At 65.2% G+C, this 26373-nt stretch carries 25 protein-coding genes and 2 pseudogenes; 12 read left to right on the top strand and 15 right to left on the bottom strand.

Annotated elements, in window-relative coordinates; genetic code table 11:
• From ACN0S5_RS07000 to ACN0S5_RS06990, 3 genes and pseudogenes are all read left to right on the top strand, one after another.
• Positions 1-487 (top strand): annotated as a pseudogene (locus ACN0S5_RS07000) (branched-chain amino acid ABC transporter permease); the annotation flags it as partial.
• An 88-nt stretch (positions 488-575) separates the two neighbouring features.
• Positions 576-1303, top strand: a pseudogene (locus tag ACN0S5_RS06995) (ABC transporter ATP-binding protein).
• 182 nt (positions 1304-1485) lie between these two features.
• Positions 1486-2226, top strand: a complete 741-nt coding sequence (locus tag ACN0S5_RS06990) for an ATP-binding cassette domain-containing protein (RefSeq protein WP_417207317.1) — start codon at positions 1486-1488, stop codon at positions 2224-2226.
• Between the two features lie 132 nt (positions 2227-2358).
• On the opposite strand, the gene ACN0S5_RS06985 is transcribed toward ACN0S5_RS06990, so the two are convergent.
• On the bottom strand, positions 2359-2499 hold the full coding sequence (locus ACN0S5_RS06985; RefSeq protein ID WP_417207306.1) for a hypothetical protein: 141 nt from the start codon (positions 2497-2499) through the stop codon (positions 2359-2361).
• Here ACN0S5_RS06985 and ACN0S5_RS06980 point away from each other — a divergent pair.
• From ACN0S5_RS06980 to ACN0S5_RS06945, 8 genes are all read left to right on the top strand, one after another.
• Complete coding sequence (locus ACN0S5_RS06980; RefSeq protein WP_417207315.1) at positions 2439-3416, top strand: AMP-binding protein; 978 nt, start codon at positions 2439-2441, stop codon at positions 3414-3416. The two genes, ACN0S5_RS06985 and ACN0S5_RS06980, sit on opposite strands and share 61 nt — an antisense overlap.
• Before the next feature lie 417 nt (positions 3417-3833).
• Positions 3834-4238, top strand: coding sequence for an AMP-binding enzyme (locus ACN0S5_RS06975; protein WP_417207304.1), 405 nt, complete (start codon positions 3834-3836; stop codon positions 4236-4238).
• 8 nt (positions 4239-4246) lie between these two features.
• Entirely contained in the window at positions 4247-4933 is a 687-nt protein-coding gene (locus ACN0S5_RS06970) for an adenylate kinase (protein WP_417207313.1), read from the top strand.
• A 73-nt stretch (positions 4934-5006) separates the two neighbouring features.
• Positions 5007-5288, top strand: coding sequence for a DUF4212 domain-containing protein (locus ACN0S5_RS06965; RefSeq protein WP_417207302.1), 282 nt, complete (start codon positions 5007-5009; stop codon positions 5286-5288).
• Between the two features lie 6 nt (positions 5289-5294).
• The gene (locus ACN0S5_RS06960; protein ID WP_417207300.1) at positions 5295-7082 is read left to right on the top strand and encodes a sodium:solute symporter family protein; all 1788 of its coding nucleotides are present in this window, start codon (positions 5295-5297) and stop codon (positions 7080-7082) included.
• 166 nt (positions 7083-7248) lie between these two features.
• Positions 7249-9072, top strand: a complete 1824-nt coding sequence (locus tag ACN0S5_RS06955) for a DUF294 nucleotidyltransferase-like domain-containing protein (protein ID WP_417207299.1) — start codon at positions 7249-7251, stop codon at positions 9070-9072.
• 64 nt (positions 9073-9136) lie between these two features.
• A complete protein-coding gene (locus tag ACN0S5_RS06950; protein WP_417207296.1) occupies positions 9137-9637 on the top strand; it encodes a hypothetical protein in 501 nt (166 codons plus the stop codon).
• A gap of 4 nt (positions 9638-9641) precedes the next feature.
• Entirely contained in the window at positions 9642-11048 is a 1407-nt protein-coding gene (locus tag ACN0S5_RS06945; protein ID WP_417207293.1) for a PolC-type DNA polymerase III, read from the top strand.
• Positions 11049-11054: 6 nt separating this feature from the next.
• Here ACN0S5_RS06945 and ACN0S5_RS06940 read toward each other — a convergent pair whose 3' ends face one another.
• The 11 genes from ACN0S5_RS06940 to ACN0S5_RS06890 form a co-directional block, all read right to left on the bottom strand.
• The gene (locus ACN0S5_RS06940) at positions 11055-11702 is read right to left on the bottom strand and encodes a 3-hydroxyacyl-CoA dehydrogenase family protein (protein ID WP_417207292.1); all 648 of its coding nucleotides are present in this window, start codon (positions 11700-11702) and stop codon (positions 11055-11057) included.
• Positions 11695-12585: a helix-turn-helix transcriptional regulator gene (locus tag ACN0S5_RS06935; RefSeq protein ID WP_417207290.1), complete on the bottom strand. Its 891-nt coding sequence runs from the start codon at positions 12583-12585 to the stop codon at positions 11695-11697. Before ACN0S5_RS06935 ends, ACN0S5_RS06940 begins: the two co-directional genes overlap by 8 nt.
• Before the next feature lie 149 nt (positions 12586-12734).
• Positions 12735-12899 (bottom strand): hypothetical protein, encoded by a 165-nt coding sequence (locus ACN0S5_RS06930; RefSeq protein ID WP_417207288.1) that lies wholly within the window; start codon positions 12897-12899, stop codon positions 12735-12737.
• 127 nt (positions 12900-13026) lie between these two features.
• Positions 13027-14820, bottom strand: a complete 1794-nt coding sequence (locus ACN0S5_RS06925; RefSeq protein ID WP_417207286.1) for a feruloyl-CoA synthase — start codon at positions 14818-14820, stop codon at positions 13027-13029.
• 10 nt (positions 14821-14830) lie between these two features.
• Positions 14831-15592: an SDR family NAD(P)-dependent oxidoreductase gene (locus ACN0S5_RS06920; protein WP_417207284.1), complete on the bottom strand. Its 762-nt coding sequence runs from the start codon at positions 15590-15592 to the stop codon at positions 14831-14833.
• Between the two features lie 84 nt (positions 15593-15676).
• A complete protein-coding gene (locus ACN0S5_RS06915; RefSeq protein ID WP_417207282.1) occupies positions 15677-16993 on the bottom strand; it encodes a TRAP transporter large permease in 1317 nt (438 codons plus the stop codon).
• Positions 16990-17583, bottom strand: a complete 594-nt coding sequence (locus tag ACN0S5_RS06910) for a TRAP transporter small permease (protein WP_417207280.1) — start codon at positions 17581-17583, stop codon at positions 16990-16992. Before ACN0S5_RS06910 ends, ACN0S5_RS06915 begins: the two co-directional genes overlap by 4 nt.
• A gap of 71 nt (positions 17584-17654) precedes the next feature.
• Positions 17655-18710 carry a TRAP transporter substrate-binding protein gene (locus ACN0S5_RS06905; protein ID WP_417207278.1) on the bottom strand — a complete coding sequence of 352 codons (1056 nt, stop codon included), beginning with the start codon at positions 18708-18710 and terminating at the stop codon, positions 17655-17657.
• A gap of 483 nt (positions 18711-19193) precedes the next feature.
• Complete coding sequence (gene iolG, locus ACN0S5_RS06900) at positions 19194-20186, bottom strand: inositol 2-dehydrogenase (protein ID WP_417207276.1); 993 nt, start codon at positions 20184-20186, stop codon at positions 19194-19196.
• Between the two features lie 169 nt (positions 20187-20355).
• Positions 20356-21168 (bottom strand): N-acyl homoserine lactonase family protein, encoded by an 813-nt coding sequence (locus tag ACN0S5_RS06895; RefSeq protein ID WP_417207275.1) that lies wholly within the window; start codon positions 21166-21168, stop codon positions 20356-20358.
• On the bottom strand, positions 21165-21455 hold the full coding sequence (locus tag ACN0S5_RS06890) for a putative quinol monooxygenase (protein ID WP_417207273.1): 291 nt from the start codon (positions 21453-21455) through the stop codon (positions 21165-21167). Before ACN0S5_RS06890 ends, ACN0S5_RS06895 begins: the two co-directional genes overlap by 4 nt.
• 81 nt (positions 21456-21536) lie before the next feature.
• Between ACN0S5_RS06890 and ACN0S5_RS06885 the strand changes: the two genes are divergently transcribed.
• Complete coding sequence (locus ACN0S5_RS06885) at positions 21537-22592, top strand: Gfo/Idh/MocA family protein (RefSeq protein ID WP_417207271.1); 1056 nt, start codon at positions 21537-21539, stop codon at positions 22590-22592.
• A gap of 58 nt (positions 22593-22650) precedes the next feature.
• On the opposite strand, the gene ACN0S5_RS06880 is transcribed toward ACN0S5_RS06885, so the two are convergent.
• From ACN0S5_RS06880 to bhcD, 3 genes are all read right to left on the bottom strand, one after another.
• The gene (locus ACN0S5_RS06880; RefSeq protein ID WP_417207269.1) at positions 22651-23628 is read right to left on the bottom strand and encodes a 2-dehydropantoate 2-reductase; all 978 of its coding nucleotides are present in this window, start codon (positions 23626-23628) and stop codon (positions 22651-22653) included.
• A gap of 97 nt (positions 23629-23725) precedes the next feature.
• The gene (locus ACN0S5_RS06875; protein WP_417207267.1) at positions 23726-25249 is read right to left on the bottom strand and encodes an acyl--CoA ligase; all 1524 of its coding nucleotides are present in this window, start codon (positions 25247-25249) and stop codon (positions 23726-23728) included.
• Between the two features lie 120 nt (positions 25250-25369).
• Positions 25370-26362 (bottom strand): iminosuccinate reductase BhcD, encoded by a 993-nt coding sequence (bhcD, locus tag ACN0S5_RS06870; RefSeq protein WP_417207265.1) that lies wholly within the window; start codon positions 26360-26362, stop codon positions 25370-25372.
• Positions 26363-26373 lie beyond the last annotated feature (11 nt).

The raw sequence follows: 26373 nt of genomic DNA, 5'->3' as shown, positions 1-26373 counted from the left end.
ACCTGGCGATCCGCATCTTCCGCTCGCCCTTCGGCATGATGCTGCGCGCGATCAAATCGAACCAGCAGCGGCTGAAGTACACCGGCCTCAACCCCAAACCCTACATGCTGACCTGCTTTGTCATCTCCGGCATGTATGCCGGTCTGGCCGGTGGCCTGATGGTGGCGATGGACCCGCTGGCCGGTGCGGAGCGGATGCAATGGACCGCCTCGGGCGAGGTTGTCCTGATGACCATCCTCGGCGGCGCGGGCACCCTGATCGGCCCGGTGCTGGGCGCAGGCCTCATCAAGTACTTCGAGAACATCTTCTCCAAGATCAACGACAACGTGCTGCACACATGGTTCAGCTTCATGCCCGACGGGCTTGAGGATCGGTCGTCACCCCGTCCATCCTCGTGGGCAAGGGCTGGCACCTGACGCTGGGCCTGATGTTCATGCTGATCGTGATCTTCCTGCCGGGAGGCCTCCGAGGGCGGCTGCGCATCGGTGCGCCCTGCGTGGTCGACCTGCGACAGCAAGTCCGCCGTCACCGATCCGGCCGAATAAGGAGCGCACCGGGCACTCGAAGCCAAGGACGTGAACAAGCGCTTCGGCGGCCTCAAGGCGCTGTCGGACGTGAACCTCTCGGTGCAGGAAAACACCTGCCACGCGATCATCGGCCCCAATGGGGCGGGCAAATCCACGCTGCTGAACTGCCTCGTGGGCAAGCTGATCCCCGACACCGGCTCGGTCCTGTTCCAGGGCCAGTCGGTGCTGGGGCGCAGCCCGCACGAGATCAACCAGATGGGGATTTCCCGCGTCTTCCAGACGCCAGAGATCTTTGGCGATCTGACGGTCTTCGAAAACATGATGATCCCGCTTTTCGCCAAGCGGGACGGTTCTTACCGCCTGCATGCGGTGAAATCCGGCAGTCCGAGTCCGACCTGATCACTCGGGCCGAGGCGTGCTGGCCGAGGTCCGGATGCTGGACAAGCGCCACATGCATTCCGCCTCGATGTCGCGGGGGGACAAACGGCGGCTGGAGATGGCGATGTGCCTTGTGCAGTCGCCCAAGCTGCTGCTGCTGGACGAACCCACCGCCGGCATGGCGCGGGCCGACACCAACAATACCATCGACCTGCTCAAGCAGATCAAGGAAGAGCGCGACATCACCATCGCAATCATCGAACACGACATGCACGTGGTGTTCAGCCTTGCCGACCGGATCACCGTTCTGGCGCAGGGCACCCCGCTGGTCGAGGACGTGCCCGAGAAAATCAAGGGCCATCCGCTGTACAGAAGCCTACCTTGGCGAACACGCGTGACGGCGGAGGGCAGGAATGGGGGCCGGGATGTTTCTTCTGATCTTCGTCATTACACCGCCACGACTGCTGGGCCAGGTCGTGACGGAAGCCCGAGACCCGGCAACAGTGCGAAGCGGCAGAGGACGCCATTCGCATCCGACCCGGAACCGGGCCGACAGATCGAAGCCGACTGGTGTCCCCATATGACCGCCCCGCCCGGGCGGCCATCGAAGCGCAAAATCACGGAGCGAAAAGATGAACGTCAGACCGACTTTTCCAAGAACGCCAACATGGCCGAAACCGCGCCGGCCTTCCTCCGTCTGGGACATGCATTCCTATTACGGCGAGCTACATCGTTCAGGGCATCAATTTCAACGTCCACGAGGGCGAGATCCGCCCTGCTCGGGCGCAACGGGGCGGGCAAGACGACGACGCTGCGCTCGATCGCGCATGGGCTCGCCGCAGGTGCAGAAGGGCGAGATCTGGCTGATCACCAGCCGCTGCACAAGATGACCTCCTACGAGGCGGCGGGCGCGGCCTCGGCCTGCGCCCGAGGATCGCTGCATCATTCCTGGCCTCACGGTCGAGGAGAACCTGCAGCTTGCCCAGATCGCGCCGCCGGTGGGCTGGTCGATCGAGCGATCTACGAACTCTTCCCGCGACTGGAGAACGCCGCAGGAGGGCGTCACCTCTCCGGCGGCGAGCAGCAGATGTTGTCCATCGCCGCGCTCGCGCGCGATATCAAGGTGTTGCTGCTGACGAACCCTACGAAGGTCTTGCCCTGGATCGTCGACGAGACGAAAGACCCTGCGCCACGTGAAGGAGCAGGGCATGACCACGATCATCGTCGAACAGAACGCCGTGCGGGCGCTGCAACTGCCGACCGGGCGATCATCCCGACACCGATCCATCGTCTTCGACGGAACCGCCGCGGAAGTGCTTGAAAATGAAAGCCTGCGGGCAGAATATCTGCCATCTGAACGCGCTCCGGCCCCTCCTGCGACCAAGCAGCCTTGTCATCGGGGCCGGGCGTTTCTGCCCCGAAACAGGAGGAGCAATCCCATGACGAACAAATCCTACCTGCCGTCGCCGTCGTTCACGTCTGCGCGCATGTCGATGCGGCGCGGTATGACGAGATGGGCGCGGTCGCTGAGCGATCCGGACGGGTTTCGGAGCAGGCGGAGCGGCTGGAGGATCTCGGCGCCGACGAAGATCAAGGACACCTGCTTCGATCTCGGCAGCGTCAGCATCAAGTGTACGAGGACGGCGTGCTCAACGTCGCGGCGAACTGCACGACCGCCACCCGCCCGAGCGCGCGCAGACCGCCATCCTCTTCGAGCCCGACAACCCCGAGGACCCCGCCCGCCACATCACCTATGCCGAGCTCTACGACAAGGTGAACCGCATGGCCAACGTCCTGCTCAGCCAGGGCGTCATGCGCGGCGACCGCGTCGTCATCTACCTGCCGATGATCCCCGAGGCCGCCTATGCCATGCTGGCCGCGCGCGCATCGGCGCCATCCACTCCATCGTCTTCGCCGGCTTTCCGCCCGACGCGCTGGCCACCGCGTCAACGATCCCGGCGCCAAGGTCGTCATCACCGCCGACACCGCCCCGCGGGGCGCGGCGCACCGCGCTCAAGTCCATGCCGACGCCGCGCTGCTGCACTGCCTGACAAGGTGCGCTGCCTGGTCGTCAAGCACACCGGCGACCAGACACCTGACCGACGGCCGCGACGTCGATCTCCTGGCGCCGATGGAGACGGCGGCCCCCGACCGCCCGCCGCGCTGATGAATGCCGAGGACCCGCTGTTCATCCTGTACACCAGCGGCTCCACCGGCAAGCCCAAGGGGCTGTGCACCAAGTGGTGGATATTGGTTTACGCCGCCATGACCACGAGATCACCTTCGATTACCACGAGGGCGACATCTACTGGTGCAGCGCCGACGGGGCTGGGTACCGGGCATTCCACATTGTTTACGGGCCTTGGCCAACGGCGCGACGACGCTGATGTTCGAGGGCGCCGACCTGGCCCGACGCCGGTTCTGGCAGGTTTGCAGAAACACAAGGTAAATCAGTTCTACACCGCCCCGACGGCGATCTGCGCGCTGATGGCCAGGGTGACGATTTCGTAACGAAATGCGACTATCCTGGCTGAAATCTCGGCACCGTGGGCGAACCCATCAATCCGAGGCGTGGAACTGGTATAACGAAAAGGTCGGTGGCGGCGGCCCGGATCGTCGACACCTGGTGGCAGACCGAACCGGCGGCCACCTGATGACCCCTGCCCGGCGCCCATGCGACCAAGCCGGGCGCGGCGATGAAGCCGTTCTTCGGCATCAGGCCCGTGGTGCTGAAACCGACCTCCGCGCCATCATCGAGGAGCGCCCGACCGAAGGCGTGCTGGCCATCGCCGACAGCTGGCCGGGGCAGATGCGCACCGTCTGGGCGATACGAGCGGTTCGAGAAGACCTATTTCGGACTGGCAAGGGCTACCTTCTCCGGCGACGGCTGTCGCGGATGCCGACGGCGATTACTGGATCACCGGGCGGGTGGACGACGTGATCAACGTCTCCGGCCACCGCATGGGCACGGCCGAGGTGGAATCGGCGCTGGTGGCGCATGAAAAGGTCGCCGAGGCGGCGGTCGTGGGCTACCCGCACGAGATCAAGGGCCAGGGCATCTACTGCTACGTCACCCTGATGAACGGGGTCGAGCCGACCGAGGAACTGCGCAAGGAGCTGCGCACCTGGGTCCGCACCGAAATCGGCCCCATCGCCTCGCCCGACCTGATCCAATGGGCCCCCGGCCTGCCGAAAACCCGCTCCGGCAAGATCATGCGCCGCATCCTGCGCAAGATCGCCGAAAACGACTACGGCGCATTGGGCGACACCTCCACCCTCGCCGATCCCTCCGTTGTCGACGATCTCATCGACAACCGCATGAACAAGGCGTGAGGGACATGATGGACGGAAGCAAGACAACCGCCGCCGCCCCGGTGCTGATCCTGCTTGGCCCCCCCGGAGCCGGCAAGGGTACGCAGGCCCGGATGCTGGAAGAGACCTTTGGCCTTGTGCAGCTGTCGACCGGCGATCTGCTGCGCGCCGCCGTGGCCGCAGGCACCGACGCGGGCAAGCAGGCCAAGGCGGTGATGGAGGCGGGTGAGCTTGTCTCGGACGAGATCGTCATCGCCATCCTGCGCGACCGGCTGGCCGACGCGGATTGCGCCAAGGGCGTCATCCTTGACGGGTTCCCGCGCACCGCCGCACAGGCCGAGGCGCTGGACGATCTGCTGGCTGCGAACGGGCAAAAGATCAACGCCGCCGTCAGCCTTGAGGTGGACGACGCCGCCATGGTGACGCGGATTTCGGGCCGTTACACCTGCGCCGGCTGCGGCGAAGGCTATCACGACGCCTTCAAGCAGCCCAAGGCCAGCGGCACCTGTGACAAGTGCGGCGGCACCGACTTCAACCGCCGCGCCGACGACAACGCCGAAACCGTGGCCTCGCGGCTTGACGCCTATCACGCCCAGACCGCCCCGCTGATCAAACACTACGCCGCCCAAGGCGCGCTGATCGGCATCAATGCCATGGGCGACATCGACGATATCGCGGGCAAGCTGTCCGCGATCGTAAAGACGGCCACCGCCTGAGCGGAGCCGAAAGAACTGCCCGCCGCGTTCCCTGCGCGGCGGGTTCCTTGGAGGAAAGAGGAGGAACCGCATCATGGCGGATCACACTTCACAAGCTGAACAGGCAAAGTCCGACGCGGGCTACTGGGCGGCCAATGTGCGCATTATCGTTGTCAGCCTCATCATCTGGGCGCTGGTATCTTTCGGCTTTGGCATCCTGCTGCGCCCGATGATCTCGGGCATTCAGGTCGGCGGCACCGATCTGGGTTTCTGGTTTGCCCAGCAGGGGTCGATCATCGTCTTTCTGGCGCTGATTTTCTTCTACGCCTGGCGGATGAACAAGCTCGACCGTGAATACGGCGTCGAGGAGGAGTAAGACGTTATGGATCAGTTTACCATCAACCTGCTGTTTGTCGGCGCGTCTTTCGCGCTCTACATCGGCATCGCGGTCTGGGCCCGTGCGGGTTCCACATCGGAATTCTACGCCGCCGGTCGCGGCGTTCACCCCGTCACCAACGGCATGGCCACGGCGGCGGACTGGATGTCCGCGGCCTCTTTCATCGGTATGGCCGGTCTCATCGCCTTCACCGGCTATGACAACTCGACCTTCCTGATGGGCTGGACCGGCGGCTATGTGCTGCTGGCGCTGCTGCTTGCGCCCTACCTGCGCAAGTTCGGCAAGTTCACCGTGTCGGAATTCATCGGCGACCGTTTCTATTCGCCGACCGCACGGGTCGTGGCGGTGATCGCGCTGCTGGTGGCCTCGCTCACCTATGTGATCGGCCAGATGACCGGCGTTGGCGTGGCCTTTGGCCGCTTCCTTGAGGTCTCCAACACAACCGGCCTGCTGATCGGGGCCTGCGTGGTCTTTGCCTACGCGGTCTTCGGCGGCATGAAGGGCGTGACCTATACGCAGGTCGCACAATACGTCGTGCTGATCATGGCCTACACCATCCCGGCGGTGTTCATCTCGCTGCAACTGACCGGCAACCCGGTTCCGGCGCTGGGTCTGTTTGGCGATCATGCCGCCAGCGGCGAGCCGCTGCTGGCCAAGCTGGACGCCATCGTGGCCGAACTGGGCTTTAACGAGTACACCACCCACCACTCCGACACCCTCAACATGGTGCTGTTCACCCTGTCGCTGATGATCGGTACGGCGGGTCTGCCGCATGTCATCATGCGCTTTTTCACCGTGCCGCGCGTGGCTGACGCACGCTGGTCCGCTGGCTGGGCGCTGGTCTTTATCGCGCTGCTGTACCTGACGGCCCCGGCTGTGGGTGCGATGGCACGCCTGAACATCACCGACATGATGTGGCCCAATGGTGCAGCCGGTGAGCCTGTCTCCGTCGAGATGATCGAGGGCGACACCCGCTATGACTGGATGGAAACTTGGCAAAAGACCGGCCTTCTGGGCTGGGAAGACAAGAACGGTGACGGCAAGATCGCGTATTTCAACGATGCCGATGCAGCCACCGTGGCCAAGATGGAAGCCGCCGGTTGGGGTGACGCAAACGAACTGACCAAGTTCGACCGTGACATCCTTGTTCTGGCCAACCCCGAAATCGCCAACCTGCCCGGCTGGGTCATCGGTCTGGTCGCGGCGGGCGGTCTTGCGGCCGCGCTGTCCACCGCTGCGGGCCTGCTGCTGGCGATCTCCTCTGCCGTGTCCCACGACCTGATCAAGGGCTCGATCAACCCGCAGATCTCGGAAAAGGGTGAACTGATGTCCGCACGGGTCGCCATGGCAGTTGCCATCGCGGTGGCCACCTATCTGGGCCTCAACCCTCCGGGCTTTGCGGCGCAAACCGTGGCTCTGGCCTTTGGCCTTGCGGCGGCCTCGATCTTCCCGGCGCTGATGATGGGCATCTTCACCAAGGTGAACAACAAAGGCGCGGTTGCAGGCATGGTGACAGGTCTGCTGGTGACGCTGGTCTACATCTTCCTGCACAAGGGCTGGCTGTTCATTCCTGACACCAACAGCTTTACCGATGCGGACCCGCTGCTGGGCACCATCCAGTCGACCTCCTTCGGGGCTGTCGGGGCGATCATCAACTTCGCCGTGGCCTTTACGGTGTCGAAGATGACCCAGCCGATCCCGCAAGAGATCGAAGATCTGGTGGAATCGGTGCGTGTGCCGCGCGGTGCCGGTGCCGCGGCTGCGGACCATTGAGACCACCCCGTCCCGGCCCCCGCGCCGGGACCTCGGGCCAGCGCGCCAGAGGTCCCGGTGCAAGACCGGGACGGGACGGCGGGCCAAGACCGCCCGCCGCATGACACCCCGTCCCGTCCGGCACTATGCCGGGCGGGACGTTTCATTTCCCGCGCAAGGATGCCCCATGCCCATCGACCGCGCCGACCTTCACCGCTTTCTGTCCGCCGTCCATCCCTACGATGCGCTTGAACCGCAGGTGCTGGAGGATCTGCTGCCCGCCTTCCGCCAGCAGACACTGGAGGCCGGTCAGGACATCTATACGCTGGGCCAACCGCTGGACGGGCTGTATCTGATCCACAAGGGCGCGGTCGACGTCACCGACAGCAACGGCGCGCAGATTTCGCTGCTGGGTCCGCGCAACAGCTTTGGCGAGCGCGGCCTTGTCCGCGACGGGCTGGCCGCCACCTCGGCGCGCACCCGCGAGGACACCCGCCTGCTGGTGCTGCCCCCGGCAGAGTTCCGGCATCTCATGGACACCCAGCCCGCGGTGAAAAAGTTCTTTGACCGCCAGCGCCCCGCGAAACCCAAACGCGCTGACCTGACCACCACGCGGGTCGAAACCCTGATGGCCCCCGCCCCGCTGACCTGCCCGCCGCACACGCCGGTGCGCGACGCCGCCCAGCTCATGCAGTCGCGCCACATCTCATCGGTTTGCATCACCGAGGGCAAGGTGCTGCGCGGCATCGCCACCATCCGCGATATCTCGGGCAAGGTGGTGGGCGGCGGCCTGTCCCATGACACCCCCCTGTCGGAAATCATGACCGCCGATCCGCTGACCCTGCCGCCCTCGGCCATCGGGTCGGATGTGCTGCACATGATGATGGAGCGGCGCATTGGCCATGTTCCCGTCACCGAAGGCGGCAATTTGGTGGGCATCGTCACCCAGACCGACCTGACCCGCTTTCAGGCCACGACCTCGGCGGAACTGGTGTCGGAACTGGCGCTGGCCAAGACGCCAGAGGCCATGGCCCGCGTCACCGCCCGCATTCCGCAACTGCTGGTGCAACTGGTGGCGGGCGGCAACCGGCATGAGGTTGTGACCCGCCTGATCACCGACATCGCCGACACCGCCACCCGCCGCCTGCTGACCATGGCGGAGGCGGACCTTGGCGCGCCGCCTGTGCCCTATCTCTGGGCCGCCTGCGGCAGTCAGGGACGACAGGAACAAACCGGCGTTTCGGATCAGGACAACGTATTGATCCTGCACGACGACTTTACCGAAGACATGCGCCCCTACTTCGAAAACCTCGCCCGGATCGTCACCGACGGGCTGAACACCTGCGGCTATGTCTATTGCCCCGGCGAGATGATGGCCTCAAACCCGCGCTGGTGCCAACCATTGCGCGTCTGGCGCGGCTATTTCGACAGTTGGATCGCCAAACCGGTGCCAGAGGCGCAGATGCTGGCCTCTGTGATGTTCGACCTGCGCCCGATCGGCGGCACCGCGACCCTGTTCGACAACCTTCAGGACCAGACCCTTGCCAAGGCGGCGAAAAATTCGATCTTCGTGGCGCATATGATCTCGAACGCGATGAAACACACGCCGCCCCTTGGCCTGCTGCGGGGTTTTGCCACCATCCGCTCGGGCGAGCACAAGAACCAGCTGGACCTGAAACACAACGGGGTTGTGCCGGTGGTCGATCTGGGCCGCGTCTATGCGCTGCAAGGATCGCTGACCGCGGTCAACACCCGCGCCCGGCTGGAGGCCGCCATCGGAACCGGCGTGCTGAGCCAGTCCGGCGGGCAGGACCTGCTGGATGCCTATGACCTGATCGCCGAGACGCGGCTGGACCATCAGGCGCGTCAGATCAAGGCAGGCAACGCACCGGACAACTATCTGGCCCCCGCTGACCTGTCAGACTTTGAGCGGAGTCATTTGCGAAACGCCTTTGTCGTGGTCAAATCGCTGCAATCGGCGGTAGGTCACGGCAAGGGGATGCTTGGCTAGCACGACGGCACAGGCCACAAAGGGGCAAACGGGACATAACCCGCGCCCCGAGGAGGAGAGAAAGATGTTTCTGGAACTGATCGCCGTCTTTGTGGCGGGTTTCGTCGGCGCGGGTCTCATGATGATCCTGTCGGCGCTGACCGGTCGCCGCCTGCCGCGCTGGAGTGTGCCCGTCGGCGCGGGGGCCGCCATGCTGATCGCCGGGATCGCCAGCGAATACAGCTGGTACAGCCGCACCGCGCAAAATCTGCCCAAAGGGTTGAGCATTGCGCAAACGGTCGAGACCAGCGCCCTGTGGCGGCCCTGGACCTACGTCTATCCGCTGACAGACCGCTTTGTCGCGGTCGACACCGCCAGCCCGCTCAAGAACGCAGAGACAGAGGGACTGTACCTCGTAAAGCTCTATTTCTACGGGCGCTGGCGGTCCAACCAGATCGTGCAGGTCATGGTCGATTGCGCAGGCCACCGCCGCGCCGATCCGGTTCTGGGGGATGGCTCGCCGCCGCTGTGGCGCGATGTCGGCCCCGACGATCCGGTCGTCAAGACCGTCTGCGCCGAGGTCTGATCCCATGAGCAAGCTCAGCCTGCGCCTGCGGATCTTTCTGTTCTTCTGCCTTCTGGCGCTTGGCGGTGTCGGCATCGTGCTGGGTGCGCTCTGGGCCGGCTTTGCGCGGGCCTTGGCCACCACGCCCGCCAATGGCTTTGTCTTTGCCGGTATCCTTGCCAGTTTCGGGTTTGTCGCGCTCAGCACCGGGGTCTGGCTGCTGTTTGACGAGAATATCGCCAAACCGATTGAACGGCTGTCCGCCCATATGCGCGCCCGCGCCCATGCCGGGACCGGTGCCACCGTGGACACCGGCGGCGCGCGCTATCTGGGCGACCTCGCGCCCGCCGCCGATGCCATCACCGCCGCCCTGTCCCAAAACGCGGTTTCCACCGCCCGGCGGATCGCGTCAGAGACCGCCCGTCTGGCCGCCGAAAAAGCGCACCTGACGGCGCTGCTGACGGAAATCCCGGTGGCCACGCTGCTGATCAACGCCGATGACCAGATCGTGCTTTATGACGGTCAGGCCGCCGAGGTGCTGGCCCAGCAGGCCGTCCCCCGTCTGAACGCCCCGCTGGCCGACTATTTTGATCCGGCGGGCGTCAAGGCCGCGCGCAAGGCGATGAACAAGGTCGGCAAGGATGTCAGCCGCCCGCTGCACGGTCTCGACGGCAAGCAAAGCTATGACGCGCGGTTCAAACCCGTCGAGGGCGGCGGCTTCATGATGATCATCGACGCCGCCCATATCGAGATCCCGCCAGAGTCCGCCCGCCCGCTGGTCTATGATTTCGACCTGATGGAGCGCCGCGACGCGTCAAACCTCGACGAAACGCCAATCGGCAAACTCACCTTCACCGTCTTCGACACCGAAACGACGGGCCTTTTGCCCCACAAGGATGAGATCGTGCAGATTGGCGCGGTGCGGGTGGTGAATGGGCGCATTATCCCCGGCGAGGTGATCGACCAACTTGTCGATCCGGGCCGCCCGATCCCCCCCGCCTCGACCAAGGTACACAAGGTCACGGACGCGATGGTCGCCGGGCAGCCCGGCATCGCCCGCGCCGGGCGCAAGTTCCACGGCTTTGCGCGGGATTCGGTGATCGTGGCCCATAACGCACCCTTCGACATGGCCTTTCTGCAACGTCACAAGGCCCGGATGGGGGTGGTCTGGGATCACCCGATCCTAGACACCGTGCTGCTGTCGGCGGTGCTGTTCGGGGCCTCCGAGACGCACACGCTGGACGCGCTCTGCGCGCGGCTGGACGTGACCATCCCCGAGGCGCTGCGCCACACCGCGCTGGGGGACGCCCGCGCCACCGCCGAGGTTCTGGTCAGAATGCTGCCGATGCTGGAGGCGCGCGGCCTGACCACCTTTGGCGCAGTGATCGCCGAAACCCGCCGTCACGGACGTCTGCTGGAAGACCTGAACTGACCGCCGTCAGCCCGCGGGCCAGCACCCGTCGTCCAGCCAGCGCCCGTCGTCCAGCCAGCGCGAGGGGCGCAGCGGCACCCGGCCCTCGTCCCGCACCGGACCGATCATCGCACCCAGACGGGCCGCGCCCATAGCCCGCGCCCAGACCAGCACACCGCCCTTGTCCGCCGGAAACCCCAGCGCCGCGACCGACACGCGGTCAATCTCGGCCTCGGCAAAACCCTGCCCGCGCAGCTCAACCGCCGCCACCACCAAGGCCGTCAACAGCCGCGCCCGGATCTCTTCCTCGGAATACGCCACCCGCGTCATCCGGTGAAAATGCGCCTCTTCCAGCGCCAGATCCGCCACAATCGGATCATCCACCTTGCCGCCCCCGCCGGGATAGCGATACCAGCCCGCCCCGGCCATGCGGCCCAGCTTGCCCAGTTCCATCATCCGCCCAAGGATCGGCCCGCCGTCCGGCCCCTGCCGTTGCCACGCCAGATCCAGCCCGATCCGGTCCTCCGCCGCAAACGGCCCCTCGGTGAACCCGAATGCCTCGACAGCCTCGTCCACCTCCCACGGGGTCGAGCCGTGCAGGAACACCGCCTCCGCCGCGTCCCGGAACGGGCCGCGCAGACGCTCGGCCAGCGTTTCAGCCCCCGTCTCAGCCAAGGAATTTCTCTTTCTCGATCAGGGCGACAAGCCGCCTCAGAGTGTCGTCCAGCGAGGCCGCAGACGTGTTCAGTTGCGCATGGGCGCGTTCATACAACGTCTCGCGCGCTTGCAGGATGGATTTCAACTGCCCCATCGCCTCGGGTTGCCCCGCCATGGGCCGCTCATCGCCCTGCGCGCGCACCCGCGCCATATGCTCCTCCGGCGCGGCCTTCAGCCAGACGGTGTGGAAATGCGACAGCAGCCGGTTGTAGGTGGCGGGTTCGGCGACAATGCCACCGCCCACCGCAAGGATCACCCGTTCATGGGTGGCAATCACCCGGTCCAGCGCGTCCGCCTCCAGCTTGCGAAAGCCTTCCTGCCCGTACAGCGCCATGATCTCGGCCACCGGCATGCCGCCAACCTCGGATATCTCGTGGTTCAACTCGACAAAAGGCAGCTCCAGCGCCGCCCCTGCCAACCGCCCCAGGGTGGATTTGCCCGCACCGCGCAGACCGACAAGGCAGATCCGATGCGCCCGCCGCCCCCCCGGCGCGCCGTCCAGTAGCAACGCCCGCACCTGCCCCTGCACGGAACTCTCGGCCTGCCGGTACATCTCGGCCATTTGCAGCGCCTCCGAGGTCCAGGGGTCCTCTTCGCCCAACAGCCAGTCCATCCGAAAATCCAGCGCCGCCGCAACCCGGTACAACAACCCGATCGAGATATTGCCCGCGCCGCTTTCAAGTTGCGCCAGATAGCGCGGCGACACCCCCGAGGTTTCCGACAGGACGCGGCGCGAAATGCCGCGCTGTTCACGCACCTGCCGGACACGCCCGCCGACGCGGGTCATCAGCGTGGCAACCGCGTCATCCGCCGCGCCCTGTCCCTCCAATTCCACCGCCACTGCAATCCCTTCCGCGCCATGCCCGTTGCTATGAACTATAGTGCATAAAGAAAGGGGATCGCGCTGAAAAGCAACGGGGTTTGACGTGGCGACGCCACGTCACGCAGTCAATGGTGTGGGTGGTCGCAAACTCCGCCCCGGTCGGCGGCTCAGTCGCGGCCCAGAACCGTTTCCGGGACCATCAGCACGTCGATCAGCGCCGCACACAGCCCGGTGCAATCCTTGCACCCGATGCAGGTGCCGGGGGTGGAATGGAGTTTTTCGCCAAAGGCGCGGCTGCGCGGGGCGTGGCCGATCAGGCGGTCTGTATGCATGGGGGGTCTTCCTGTTCGCATCAGAAATGTCGAACCCCAAGGATAGCCGCTGCATGGTGCCGGTCCTTGTCCCAGATCAAGGCAGGGACGATTTTTCGTCGAAAAATCGCCTCCCCCCACGCGCCGGTCAAAGCCGCACAACCGCCGGATCGCCGTCGCTATACAGCCGGTCGACCAGATCTGCCCGCCGCGACAGCACCTTGCGGTAGTTCAGGTTGCCCTTGGCGGTGATCTCGCCATCACCCAGCGACGGCGGCTCGGCCAGCACAATCACCCGCGTGATCCGCGCGGCAGAGCCGTGACCCGTCCGCAGCGCCAGCTTCGCGGCAAGGGCCGCGCGCAGGGCCGCGCTCATCAGCGCGCCGCCGTCCTTCGTGTCGCCCGCCAGCGCCAGCGCCTCTGCCGAGGGAAAGATCATCAATCCCACCTCCGCCCGGTCCGCGCCGCAGACCACGATATCCTGCACCAAGGGCGCATATTCGATCATCAGTTCCAGCCGCAGCGTCGCCGCGCGCACCCATGTGCCGGTCAACAGCTTGAAGTCCTCGGAGATGCGCCCGTCAAAACGCATGCCCTTGGTCAGATCGCCCTCGTCGACAAACTTCACCGCGTCGCCGGTGAGAAAGAACCCCTCGTCGTCAAAGGCCTCTGCCGTCTTCTCGGGGTCGTTCAGATAGCCGGGCATGATGTTCGGCCCACGCACACGGATTTCGCAACGCATGTCTGCGTCGGGGATCAGCTTGACCTCGACCCCGGTCATCGGCACGCCGATGATGCCGGACATGGTGGTCGGTTCGTGCTGGATCAGGCAGGCCGGCGCGGTCTCGGTCAACCCCCAGGACGAGTTCACCAACAGCGCCTCGCCGCGCACCGCGCGCGCCATGTCCTCAAGATCCGTCCAGACATCCTGCGGCAGCGAGGCCCCGGCGTAGAACAACATGTCGAGGTCTTCGAAGTATTGCCGCCGCAGATCGGCGTCCGCCTTCAGCGCGTTGCGCAGCATGGCAAAGCCGACCGGCACGTTGAACGCCATGGTGCCGTTCATCAGGCGGTTGTTCTCGATCGTCTCGGCGATCTTGGCCGGGATCGGCTTGCCGCCGTCGATGTACAGCGCCCCGCCATTGGCCAGCATCATGTTAAAGTTGTGCGAGCCGCCAAAGACGTGGTTCCACGGCAGCCAGTCGACGATCCGGGGGGCGCGTTCGCGCAGAAAGGGCAGCGCGTCGGCGATCTGCGCCTGATTGGCGCACATCATCGCCTGCGTCGTGATCACGCCCTTGGGGTGTGAGGTCGACCCGCTGGTCATCAGGTATTTCGCCACTGTCTCTGGCCCGACCTGTAGCGCCGCCGCCGCCACCGCCAGCCCGTCCCCCGCGCGCAGCATGGCGGCCAGTTCGGTCTCGCCCGCCTGCGGGTTGCGCGCCACCACGCGCTCTACCCCGTCAAAGAGGTCATGCGCCAGCGCCGTGGCGAACCGCGCGCCGTCGTCGGCAAAGACCATCGCCGGTTTCACCAGTTGCGCACAGTGTTCCAGTTGCGGCCATGCGCCGGGGATCAGGGCGTATTGCTCGGCGAGCGGCACGGTCGGCACCCCGACATATTGCGCCGCCAGCGTCAGCAAGCCGTGATCCACCCCGTTGCCCGACAGGATCAGGATCGGCGTGTCGGCGTTCATGCCGCGCGCCAGCAGGCTGGCCGCGATCAGGCGCACGGCGTCGCGCGCCTCACCGTAGGTCACCTCGCGCCAGCCCCCCCCCGACCGTTCCGCCAGAAACACCGCATGCGGCGTGATCTCGGACCAGTGGTCCAGCCAGTCGCCGGTCCGGGTCGCGGGTGCCGTCATCGCATGGCCGGACCGCAACAGGATCGTGCCATCGGCCCGGTCCTCACGGGTGACGGAATGCGCGCGATACTGGGTCATGACCGCCTCCTCAGCGCTGCGGCAGGCGAACACCGGCATCAAGGCGGATGGTGGTGCCGTTCAGATAGGGGTTGGCGACGATCTGGCTGACCATCTGGCCGTATTCCGCCGGATCGCCCAAACGGTGCGGGAACGGCACATTGGCGACGATGCCAGCGGTGGTTTCCTCCGGCAGCCCCTCCATCATCGGCGTGTTGAACAGACCCGGCGCAATCGCCATCACCCGCACGCCCTGCTTGGCCATCTCGCGCGCGGCGGGCAGGCACATGGCGGCAATCGCGCCTTTGGAGGCCGCATAAGCCGCCTGCCCGATCTGCCCGTCCTGAAACGCGATAGAGGCGGTGTTGATCACCACCCCGCGCTCTCCGGTGTCCAGCGGCTCCAGCGCCATCATCTCCCGCGCCGCGTGCGACATGACATAGTAGGTGCCCATCAGGTTCACCCGGACGGTCTTTTCGAACAGATCGGTCGACAGCTTGCCCTCGCGGCCCACGATCCGCCCGGCCAGCCCGATGCCCGCGCAGCTCACCGCCACCCGCGGCGCGCCCAGCCGTTCCACGATCTCGGCCACCGCCGCCGCGACCGATGCCTCATCGCCCACATCGGTGCGCACCGCATGGCCGCCGATCTCGGCGGCCACAGCCGCCCCCCGATCCGCGTCGAAATCGAGGATACCGACCCGCGCGCCCTCGGACGCCAGCCGCCGCGCCGTCGCCGCGCCCAGACCGCTTGCCCCGCCCGTCACGATGGCAACATGCCCCTTGATGTCCATGACTTTCTCCTCCCGCATTTCCGGGTTTTCTTGGTTACAGGATTCCTCGGGGGGTCGCGGCCCCGCCGCGACCGGGCACAGCCCCTACCCCGGTATCAGGAACAACGTGATCGCCGGAAAGGCCACAAGGATCACCACCCGCACCAGATCCGACGCCACGTAGTAGATCACCGCCCGATAGGTCTGGACCATTGGCGTTTCCGGGTCCATCGCGTTGATCACAAACAGGTTCATCCCCACCGGTGGCGTGATCAACCCGACCTCCACCACGATCAGCACAAGGATGCCGAACCAGATCGCCACATGTTCCTGACTCATGCCGAAATCCAACGCCGAGATCACCGGATAGAAAATCGGGATCGTCAGCAGGATCATCGACAGGCTGTCCATGAAACAGCCCAGCAACAGGTAGATCACAAGGATCAGCGACAGCACCGCAATCGGCGACATGCCCAGTTCGACCACCCAGCTTGACAGTTCCTGCGGCACCCGCGTGCGAGCCAGGAACAGGTTGTAGAACGCCGCCCCGAAGACGATGAAAAAGATCATCGCGGAGGATCGCGCCGTATCGGTGAAACTGTCCAGCAGCGTGCGCCACGTCAGCCCGCCGCCGACCAGCGCGATAATGCCGGTGCCCAGCGCGCCCACCGCCGCGCCCTCGGTCGGGGTAAAGATGCCGCCATAGATGCCGCCCACCACCGAGATGAAGACCAGCAGCACCGGCCAGACGTCGATGATGGCGCGGAACCGCTGCGCCAACGGCACCGGCTCGCGGACACCTGCGGAGTCGGGATTGATGCGGACATAGATCGACACCGCGATCATATAGCCGATGGCCGCCAGAACGCCGGGGATAAAGGCCGCAAGGAACAGCTTGGCGATGTTCTGCTCGGTCAGGATGGCATAGATCACCAGCACCACGGAGGGCGGGATCAGAATGCCCAGCGTGCCGCCCGCCGCCAGCGTGGCGGTCGAAAACCCGCCCTCATAGCCATAGCGTTTCAGTTCCGGCAGGGCCACGCGGCTCATGGTGGCGGCGGTGGCCAGCGACGACCCGCAGATCGCGCCAAAGCCCGCGCAGGCACCGATGGCCGCCATGGCCACACCGCCCTTGCGATGGCCCAGCCAGCTTTCAGCAGCCTTGAACAGCGCCTGAGACATGCCGCCCAACGTGGCGAAATACCCCATCAGCAGGAACATCGGCACAATCGACAGCGAGTAGCTGGAAAAGGTCGAATAGGTCAGGTCTTTCAACTGCGCCAGCGGCAGCCGCGCGCTGCCCATCACGAAATAGAACCCCGCAAAGCCGGTGACGAACATCGCCAGCCCGATTGGCACACGCAGAAAGATCAGCAGCAGAAGGGCCGGAAAGGAATAGATCCCGATTTCGAGATTGCTCAATGATCCGCTCCCACGGCATTCGGCGCGATCATGCGCCCGGACAGAAATTCATACAGCCGCATGACCGCGACATAGACGGATGTGACGGCGGCCAGCGCGGCCCCGACAAGGCTGGCCGCAAAGGCCCACCAGATCGGGAATTCCAGCAACAGCGAGGTCTGCCCCGAGCTGAACTTGCGCAGCATGCCTTCGTTCAACTGGATCGCGATGGTCACCAGCGCGACGGCAAACAGCGTTGCGATCAGGAACTCCAGAAACCGGTTCACCCCGCGCGGCAGCGCATTGGTGAAGATGTCGACAGAGGCATGGCCCATGGTCACATGACAGAACGGGAGAAAGGCAAAGATGCAAAACGCCATGCCCGCCTCGACCAGTTCATAAGAGCCGCGTATCGCGCCCACGCCGATGTCGATCAGCCATGTCGCCAGTCCCGGCGCGACGGACATCATCAGGCCCGAATGCAGGGCGGTGTTGGCAACGCGGCCAAGAATCGAAATACAGGTGATAAGTACCAGCAAGGTCAGTACGACCCCACCCAGCAGCGCCATGATGCGCGCAAGTCCCAAGACGATGCGGTGCAAGCCGTTCATCGCAGACGTCCCCCCTTCTTTGTCTCGACAAGGGTCGCGGACTCCCGTCCGCGACCCCAGGTTTCAGTGCCTTACTTGCCGTAAGTGTCCATGTCGGAGGTGTATTCCGCCATCAGGGCGCGGGCTTCGTCGATCAGCGCCTGACCGTCGCGGCCCTTTGCATTCATGTCCGCGATCCATGACTCGTAGATCGGGTTCACCAGAGCGTCCCATTCTGCGGTGTCTTCTTCGGACACGGTGATGATGTTGTTGCCCAGATCGACGGCGATCTGGCGGGCCGGTCCGTCGGCGTCCGCCTGCGTGCCGCCTGCATAGATCGAGAAGGCGAGACCGGAGTTGTCGTCGATCACCTTTTGCAGGTCTTCGGGCAGGCTTTCGTAACGATCCTTGTTCATCGCCAGCACGAAGGTCAGGTTATACAGCGCCGGACCGTCGAATTCGGTGTGGTTGGTCACCAGTTCCGGGACCTTCAGCGCGGCGGTCACTTCCCACGGGATCGTGGTGCCGTCGATGACCCCTTTGGACAGCGCCTCGGATACTGCCGGAACCGGCATGCCGATCGGCTCTGCGCCAACGCGGGTCAGCAGGTCGTTCACAAGGCGCGAACCACCCCGGATCTTCATGCCTTCAAGGTCAGAGGGCACCACAACCGGCTTGTTGGTGTGGAACATGCCCGGTCCGTGGACCCATGTGCCAAGGATCTTGAGATCGGCGAATTCGTCGTTCTCCATGTGCTCCTGGAACATTTTCCAATAGGCGTAAGAGGCCGCGCGGGCGTCTTCGACCATAAAGGGCAGTTCAAAGACCTCGGTGGTCGGATAGCGGCCCGGCGTGTAGCCGACCACGGTCCAGACGATATCGGCGATGCCATCGGCCGCCTGGTCCATCAGCTCGGGCGGGCTGCCACCCAGCTGCATCGACGGATAACGCTCGATCTCGATCCGTCCGCCCGAGGCTTCCTCGACGCGGTCGGCCCAGACGTCCAGCACCAGCTTCGGCACGTTGGCCTGTGCCGGCAGGAACTGGTGCAGCGTCAGCGTGACCTCCTGCGCCATGGCCGATGTGGTCGTCATCATCGCGGCCAGCGCGGCCCCGGCGATTCCCAGAACTGTTCTACGTGTGGTCATGTCTTACCTCCCTGAATGACCTTAATTCTTGCGTTCCGCGTCGCAGAACGGTGAGGCTTTTCCTCACCCCGTTCGCAGTGATACACCCTTCCGTTGCATTTGCAACGAAACTTTGGTGCTCATGCCCTGCTGTCGGAAATTTGAACGCGGATCGATCTAGCCTATCCTGACCTCCCCTTCAGAATGCCCCGGTCGCGCCGGAGTATTGTGCACAATTTTGCACGGTCTGCACTATATCACAATGCATTTCCCACCCGTGCGGTCGGTTTTATACGCCGACGCGCCTCTGTCCACCATGGCCCAAGCCACCCACACAGGAGCAGGTCCGGACTCCATTGTCCAGATTAATCCACTAGGAAACAAGTTTTGAGGGGGAGTCCACGCCAGTTGCGGCGCTACCATTCGCACAAGTGAGGCCCTCGGGGCGCAACACACGCAATGGTGGAAATGGGCGCGCCCGGCGTGCCGGACGCGCCTACAGAATCAGCCCAGCGTCACGGCCTTGCCGGTCTGCGCCGATTCCAGCGCCGCATCGGCCAGTTCCAGTGCCTTCAGCCCGTCCGCGCCGGTGGTCGGCAGCGCGGTGCCGTCGTTCACCGCCGCCACAAAGGCCGCGATCTCATTGCCATAGGCCGCCGCATAGCGATCCATGAAGAAGTTCAGCAGCGGCGGACGGGTGTACCCGGCCCCGCCCGACACCTCGACCGTGCTTTCGTGCCGATTCGCCGCAGAGGCCATCCCGGCAGAGCCATGCACCTCGATCCGCTGGTCATAGCCATAGGTCGCCCGGCGCGAGTTGGTGATCACCGCCTGCTTGCCGCTGGCGGTCTTCAGGATCACGTTCACGCTGTCGAAATCGCCCAGTTCGCCGATCTCGGGATCGACCAGAACCGACCCCTGCGCCACCACCGTCGTGACCTCTTCGCCCAGCAGCCAGCGCGCCATGTCGAAATCATGGATGGTCATGTCGCGGAAAATCCCGCCTGACACCTTGATATAGGAGGCCGGCGGCGGACCGGGATCGCGCGAGGTGATCACCACCATCTCGACGTCACCAATGCGGCCGTCGTCGATCGCCGCCTTGACCGACATGAAATCCGGGTCAAACCGGCGGTTGAACCCGACCATCAGCTTGGCGCCGGTCGCCTCGACCGTGGCCAGCGCCTGCCGCACCCGCTCTGCCGACAGATCCACCGGCTTTTCGCAAAAGATCGCCTTGCCCGCCTTGGCGAACTTCTCGATCAGGTCGGCGTGGGTGTCGGTCGGCGTGCAGATTGCCACCGCCTGAATGTCGTCGCTGGCGGCGATCTCATCGATGCTGCGCAGGTCGCAGCCATAGCGCGCCTTCATGTCCTCTGCCGCAGCCTTCATCGGCTCGGACAGCGCGACAAAGCGCGCCCCCGGCGTGGCCGAGATCGCGCGGGCGTGCGCCTGACCGATCCGGCCTGCGCCCAGAATTGCAAATCCAAGTGTCATGTCTCTCTCCCGGAATAGACCTCGACGGCATGTCACGACGCCGCAGGGTTGATCGGATATGCAGGAACAAGGGGTGGTTCGGTCAAGCCACCCAGCCGCGCTTTGCCCGTTTTTCTTTCATTCGTGCGAGTCGCGCGCTCAAAAGACATCACCCATGTCTCACGCCATATCAGGGCATGAACAGCGCCGGCGAGATCACCTCTTGCGGGCCAGAATCCAGCCGGATCACATGCGCCGCCGGACCTGCGGGAAACAGCCGCCGCACCAGCGGATCATGCCCCGGCACCACCAGTGCGCGGGACGAGGCCAGCCGCTCCAACGTGCCGAATCCGTCCAGCATGTCCTGCAAATCCACCACGATGGGAAAGGGTTTGCGCAGCCAGAGGTTCTCATAAAAATGCGCCGCGTCCGAGGCCAGCACCATCCACCCCGCCCGCGTGCGCACCCGCACCGCCTGCAAGCCGCGTGAATGGCCGCCGATGCAATGCACCGTCACCCCCTCGGCCACCTCTGCGTCGCCGTCGTAAAAGACCACCTTGCCGGAATACAGCCGCTGCACCGCCTCGCAGACATGACCGGCGGTAAACGGCATCCGCAGCACGTCATGGCACATGCACGGCCCGGTGGCATAGGCCATCTCGGCGGCCTGCATGTGCAGCACCGCGTTGGGAAACAGATGCAATCCGCCCGCATGATCGTAATGCAGATGGGTCACGATCACCTGCGTCACCGCCTCCGGCGTCACGCCCAAGGGGGCCAGCGCCGCCACCGGGTCCAGCCGGATCGGCCGCGCCCGCGCCTGCCCCTCTGCCGCGTCATAGCCGGTGTCCACAAGGATCACCTCCGCGCCGCGCCGCAGCAGCCAGATGTAATAATCCATCGGGTGCGGCGCGTCGTGGTTGTCATCAAAGATAAAACTGTCCGCCCGCACCCGCGCCGCACGGTCGGCATAGCGGATGGCAAAGACCTCCCAGTCGCTCATTGATGCACCTCGGCATAGCAGCGCACGGCCTTGGCCACGACAAAGGGCGCGCTGGCCGCCTCGAAGCTGATGAAATGCGCCGTGGTCATATGCGCCGCAAAGGCCGCCCGGTCGTCGTAAAGCTCATACAGGAACACCTCGCCGGGGCTGTCGGGGTCGGTGCAGACGTCAAACTGGTGGCATCCCGGCTCATCGCGGACAGAGGCGCGGGCGTTCTGCCGGATCAGGTCCAGAAAGGCGCTGGCCGTTTCCGGTTTGATCTCGAAACACACGGTCACGGCATACATCGGCTTTCCTCCCCTTGGCTCGCGCACACTGTAGGCAGCCCCTTCGCGCAGGTCTATGCTGCTTGAAAACCCGGAGAACACATGCCGCGCAACATTCCTGACCCCTTGCGGGTGGCCTGCCTTGGCGCAGGATATTTCAGCCGCTTTCACTATGACGGCTGGCGGCGCATTGCCGGTGTCGATCTGGCCGGTGCCTGCGATCTCGACCTCGCCAAGGCGCGCGACACCGGCGCGCCCGCCTTTGACGATCTGGCCGCCATGCTCACCGCGACGCGGCCCGACCTGCTCGACGTGATCGTGCCGCCCCCGGCGCAGGCGCAGGCGATCCGCACCGCACTGGCCGCCGGGGTCCGCGCGCTGATCTGTCAAAAGCCCTTTTGCACCTCCCCGGCAGAGGCGCATGCCATCACCCAAGAGGCCGAAGCCGCAGGCGCGCTGCTGGTCATCCACGAAAACTTTCGCTTTCAGCCGTGGTATCGCGTGCTGAAGGCCCGCCTTGAGGCCGGAGAGATCGGCACCGTCCAGCAAATCACCTTTCGCCTGCGCCCCGGCGACGGTCAGGGGCCGGATGCCTACCTTGACCGGCAACCCTACTTCCAACAGATGCCGCGCTTTCTGGTGCATGAAACCGCCGTCCACTGGATCGACACCTTCCGCTATCTGCTGGGCGCGCCCTTAGCGGTCTATGCCGACCTGCGGCAGGTCAATCCGGTGATCGCGGGAGAAGACGCAGGCTATATCCTGTTCGATCATCCGGGCGGCGCACGCGCCCTGTTCGACGGCAACCGCCATCTGGATCACGCCGCTTGCAACACCCGCTGCACCATGGGCGAGGCGCTGGCCGAAGGCACCACAGGCACCCTGACCCTCACCGGCGACGGCGCGCTGCACCTGCGCCGCTTCGGCGCGATGGAGGCGCAGACGATCCTGCCGCCCGACACCTCCGGCACCTTCGGCGGCGACTGCGTCTTTGCCCTGCAAAGCCACGTGGTGTCCTGCCTGCGCAGCGGCGAGACGCCCGAGAACACCGCCCGCGCCTACCTGCCCGTCATCACCATCGAGAACGCCGTCTACACCTCCGCCGCCGAGGGCCGAAAACTGGCGCTGGACCAACCCGACCGTCCTAACGAAAGGTAAATTCGCCTCTGCAACCCATTGAAGACGCGACGTCACCTAAGCCGCCACATGTGGACACTCACCCATACAGGCCCGCCACACGCCCCCTCAACTGCACCAGCGCCAGCACCGTATCGATGGTCGGCGTGGGCGTCGAGGTGATCCGCCCCAGCTCCTGAACCGAGGCCACCAGCGCATCGATTTCCATCGGCCTACCTGCGTCCAGATCCTGCAACATCGAGGTCCGATGCGCCCCCACAGCCGCCCCGCCATCAATCCGCCGCTCCACATCGATGGGGAACTTCACGCCCAGTTTTTCCGCGATCTCCTGCGCCTCCCCCATCATCCCCCGCGCCACCCCGCGCGTGCCCGGATCGGTACACAAAACGTCCAAGGTCGCATGGGTCAGCGCCGAGATCGGATTGAACGACAGGTTCCCCCACAGCTTGACCCAGATCTCATCGCGCAAACGCGGCCTGACCGGCGCCTTCAACCCCGCCGAGGCCAGGGCTTTGGACAAGGCCAGCGCCCGCTCCGATTTCTCCCCCGATGGCTCACCCAGCGAAAAGCGATTGCCCTCCACATGCCGGATCACGCCGGGCCGGTTCACCTCCGCCGCCGGATAGACCACACAGCCCAGCACCCGATCCGGGCCAAACCCCTGCCACTGGGCATCACCCGGATCGACAGAGACCAGCCGCGTGCCCTCCAGGTCGCCGCCGACCCCGTGGAAATACCACCAAGGCACACCGTTCACCCCGCTGACCACGGTCGTGTCCGGACCAATCAACGGCGCCATCTTCGGCACCAGCGCCGGAACAGAGTGCGCCTTCAAGGTCACAAACACATAGTCCTGCACGCCCAGCGCCGACGGATCCTCGGAGGCCCGCACCGGCACGCAGGTCTCACCGCTCTCTTCAATCAACCGCAGCCCATCCGCCTGCATCGCCGCCAGATGCGGCCCGCGCGCCACAAGGCTGACATCCGCGCCCGCCTGCGCCAGCTTGACGCCCAGATAGCCGCCGATTGCCCCAGCCCCGAAAATGCAGATCTTCATCCCGTCCCCTCGCACGCCCCCGTGCTTCTTCTCTGTCAAAATACTCCCCGCCGGAGGCTCCGACACCGGCCACAGATACCGCCGCCGGAGCAAAAGCTCAGGTGGCTGCAACCAGCCCCAGCTTTTCAGCCATGCCGATGCGCTGCATCTTGCCCGTGGCCCCCTTGGGGATCTCCTCCAAAATCACCACCCGGCGCGGCACCTTGAAATCGGCCATGCGTTCGGTGGCAAAGGCGCGGATCTCTTGTTCGGTCGCGGCGCAGCCCTCACGCAGCACCACCGCCGCCGCCACTTCTTCGCCCAGCTTGGGATGCGGCAAGGCAAAGGCCACGCATTGCGCCACCGATGGGTGGTCCATCAGCACGCCGTCCACCTCCAAAGGAGAGACCTTTTCGCCGCCCCGGTTGATGATCTCTTTCAAACGCCCGGTCAGGCTGAGGAACCCATCCGCGTCCAAGGCCCCCTGATCGCCGGTGCGGAACCAGCGCTTGCCGCCTGCCTCGAAAAAGTTCTTGGCATTCGCCTCCGGGTTCGCCTCATAGCCCGGCGTCACGTTGGGGCCAGAAATCACGACCTCTCCGACACCGTCGATCAGCCGGTTCTCGGCCTCATGGGCAATCGCCACCTCCGGGCCTGCCGCCACACCGACAGAGCCCGGCTTTTGCACCTCCAGCGGATTGCAGCACATCTGGTGCGCCGCCTCTGTCATGCCGTAGGCCTCGATCACCGGCGCGTCAAACGTCTCGGCCAGTTGCGCCATGACCTGCGCGGGCAATGAGGCCGAGGACGAGCGCAGGAACCGCAGCGGCACGTCCCGGATCACGTCCGAGTTGCGCGGCGCGCGGGAGAGGATCGCCTGATGCATGGTCGGCACCGCCGTGTACCACGTCGGGCGCGCCTCACGCATCTGGGCAAAGAAATTCAGCGCGTTGAACCCCGGCGCGCAAAAGACCGAGGCCCCCGCCGAAAGCGAGCCAGAGACCGCCGCCAGCAGCCCGTGAATATGGAACAGCGGCATGACGTTCAGGCAGCGATCCTGCGGCGTCAGTGCCAGAGAGCCCGCGATATGCCCCGCCGAGGCGGCAAGATTGGACTGCATCAGCGGCACGATCTTGGGGCGCGAGGTGGTGCCGGAGGTGTGCAGGATCAGGGCGATGTCCTCTGGCCCCGGCGTGCCATCCTCTGCCGCCGTGACCGCGCCCTCAGCCTCCAGCCGGAACAGGCCAGCGGTCTGCGCATCCTCCAACAGCCGCAGGATCGTCAGACCGAACCGGCGCGCCGCCGCCAGCGCCGGGCCGTCATAGCCCGCCTCAAGGATGATGGCCTTGGCCTTCAGATCCTCAAGGTAGAAGGCATATTCGTCCTCGCGGTACGACGGGTTGAGCGGTGCCGTCGTTGCCGCCCCCGCCACCGTGACAAAGGCCGTTGCCATGCTGGCCCCGTTCGGCAGAACAATCGCCACCCGGTCCTGCGGCCCGACACCCGCCGCGCGCAACTGCCCGCGCACGTCCTGCGACAGCGCGCGCAAACCGCCGTAGCTGAGCCAGTCCTTTGACGGCGCACCAATCGCCGGTGCCGCCTCTGGATGTGCGGCCATCAGGTCCGCAAATGTCCCCGCCATACCCCTAGTCCTCCCTGTCGTCCGGTCCGCGCGTGGCGATGTCCCGCGCGCGGCTGTCCGGGGATACTTGACCAGGAGCGGCACGATGAACAGGGGCGAATTCGCCCCTGCCCTCGGCGATCAAAGGCTGATGCGCTGCGCCGATCCGTCCGCCTCGGCCAGACGCGCCGCGACAGAGGCCACGGCGAGATCCTGTAGCCCGACACCGGTGCCGTCGAACAGCGTGATCTCATCGTCACTGGACCGTCCGGGATGGTCCCCGTTGATCACCGCGCCGATGGGGGTGATGCGATCCTCGGTCACGCTGCCATCGGCAATCGCGTGCTGCGCCTCGCCGATGGTGATGGACTGGGCCACCTCATCGGTGAACACCGTGGCCGAGGCGACAAGCGCGGCATCGACCTCTTGCTTGCCCTTGGTGTCGGTGCCCATGCAGGCGATATGGGTGCCCGGCTTGATCCAGTCCTTCATCAACAGCGGCTCAAAGGCCGAGGTGATGGTGATGATCACATCCGCCTGCGCGCCGAGATCCTCTTGGCTGACAGCCTCAAACGGCAGGCCCAGTTCCTCGGCCACGGCCCCCAGTTTGGGCAGCATGTCGGGATGCGGGTTCCATGCGATCACCTTGTCAAACGCGCGCTGCTCGGCCGCGGCCCGCAGTTGAAACGCGGACTGGTGTCCGGCCCCGACCATCCCCAGAACGCGCGCGTCCTTGCGCGCCAGATGCGCGATGGACACCGCAGAGGACGCCGCCGTGCGCACCGCCGTCAGATAGTTGCCGCCGACCAGCGCCGACAATTGCCCGGTGTCCGGGTCAAACAGAAAGACGGTCGACTGGTGGTTGGTCAGCCCCTTGGCCATATTGCCGGGCCAGTAACCGCCGGATTTCACCCCCAGCACCATCCCCGCCTTGTCGAAGCCGGATTTGAAGCCGTACAGCGCCTCCGCATGGCCCAGCGCCTCACGCACCACCGGAAAGTTGCGGGCGTCGCCCTTGGCCATCGCGGCAAACACCGCCTGAACCGCGTCGAAGGCATCCTTGCGCCCGACCAGCCGTTCACATTCTGCCTCGCCCACGATCACGAGTCCCTTGGATTGCGGCATATCCTTCATCTTTCCTTGTC

The sequence above is a fragment of the Antarctobacter sp. genome (assembly GCF_048262615.1).
Lineage (GTDB): Bacteria > Pseudomonadota > Alphaproteobacteria > Rhodobacterales > Rhodobacteraceae > Antarctobacter.
The sequence above is the reverse complement of the archived record's forward strand: the minus strand, read 5'-3'. Positions and strand labels throughout refer to the sequence as shown.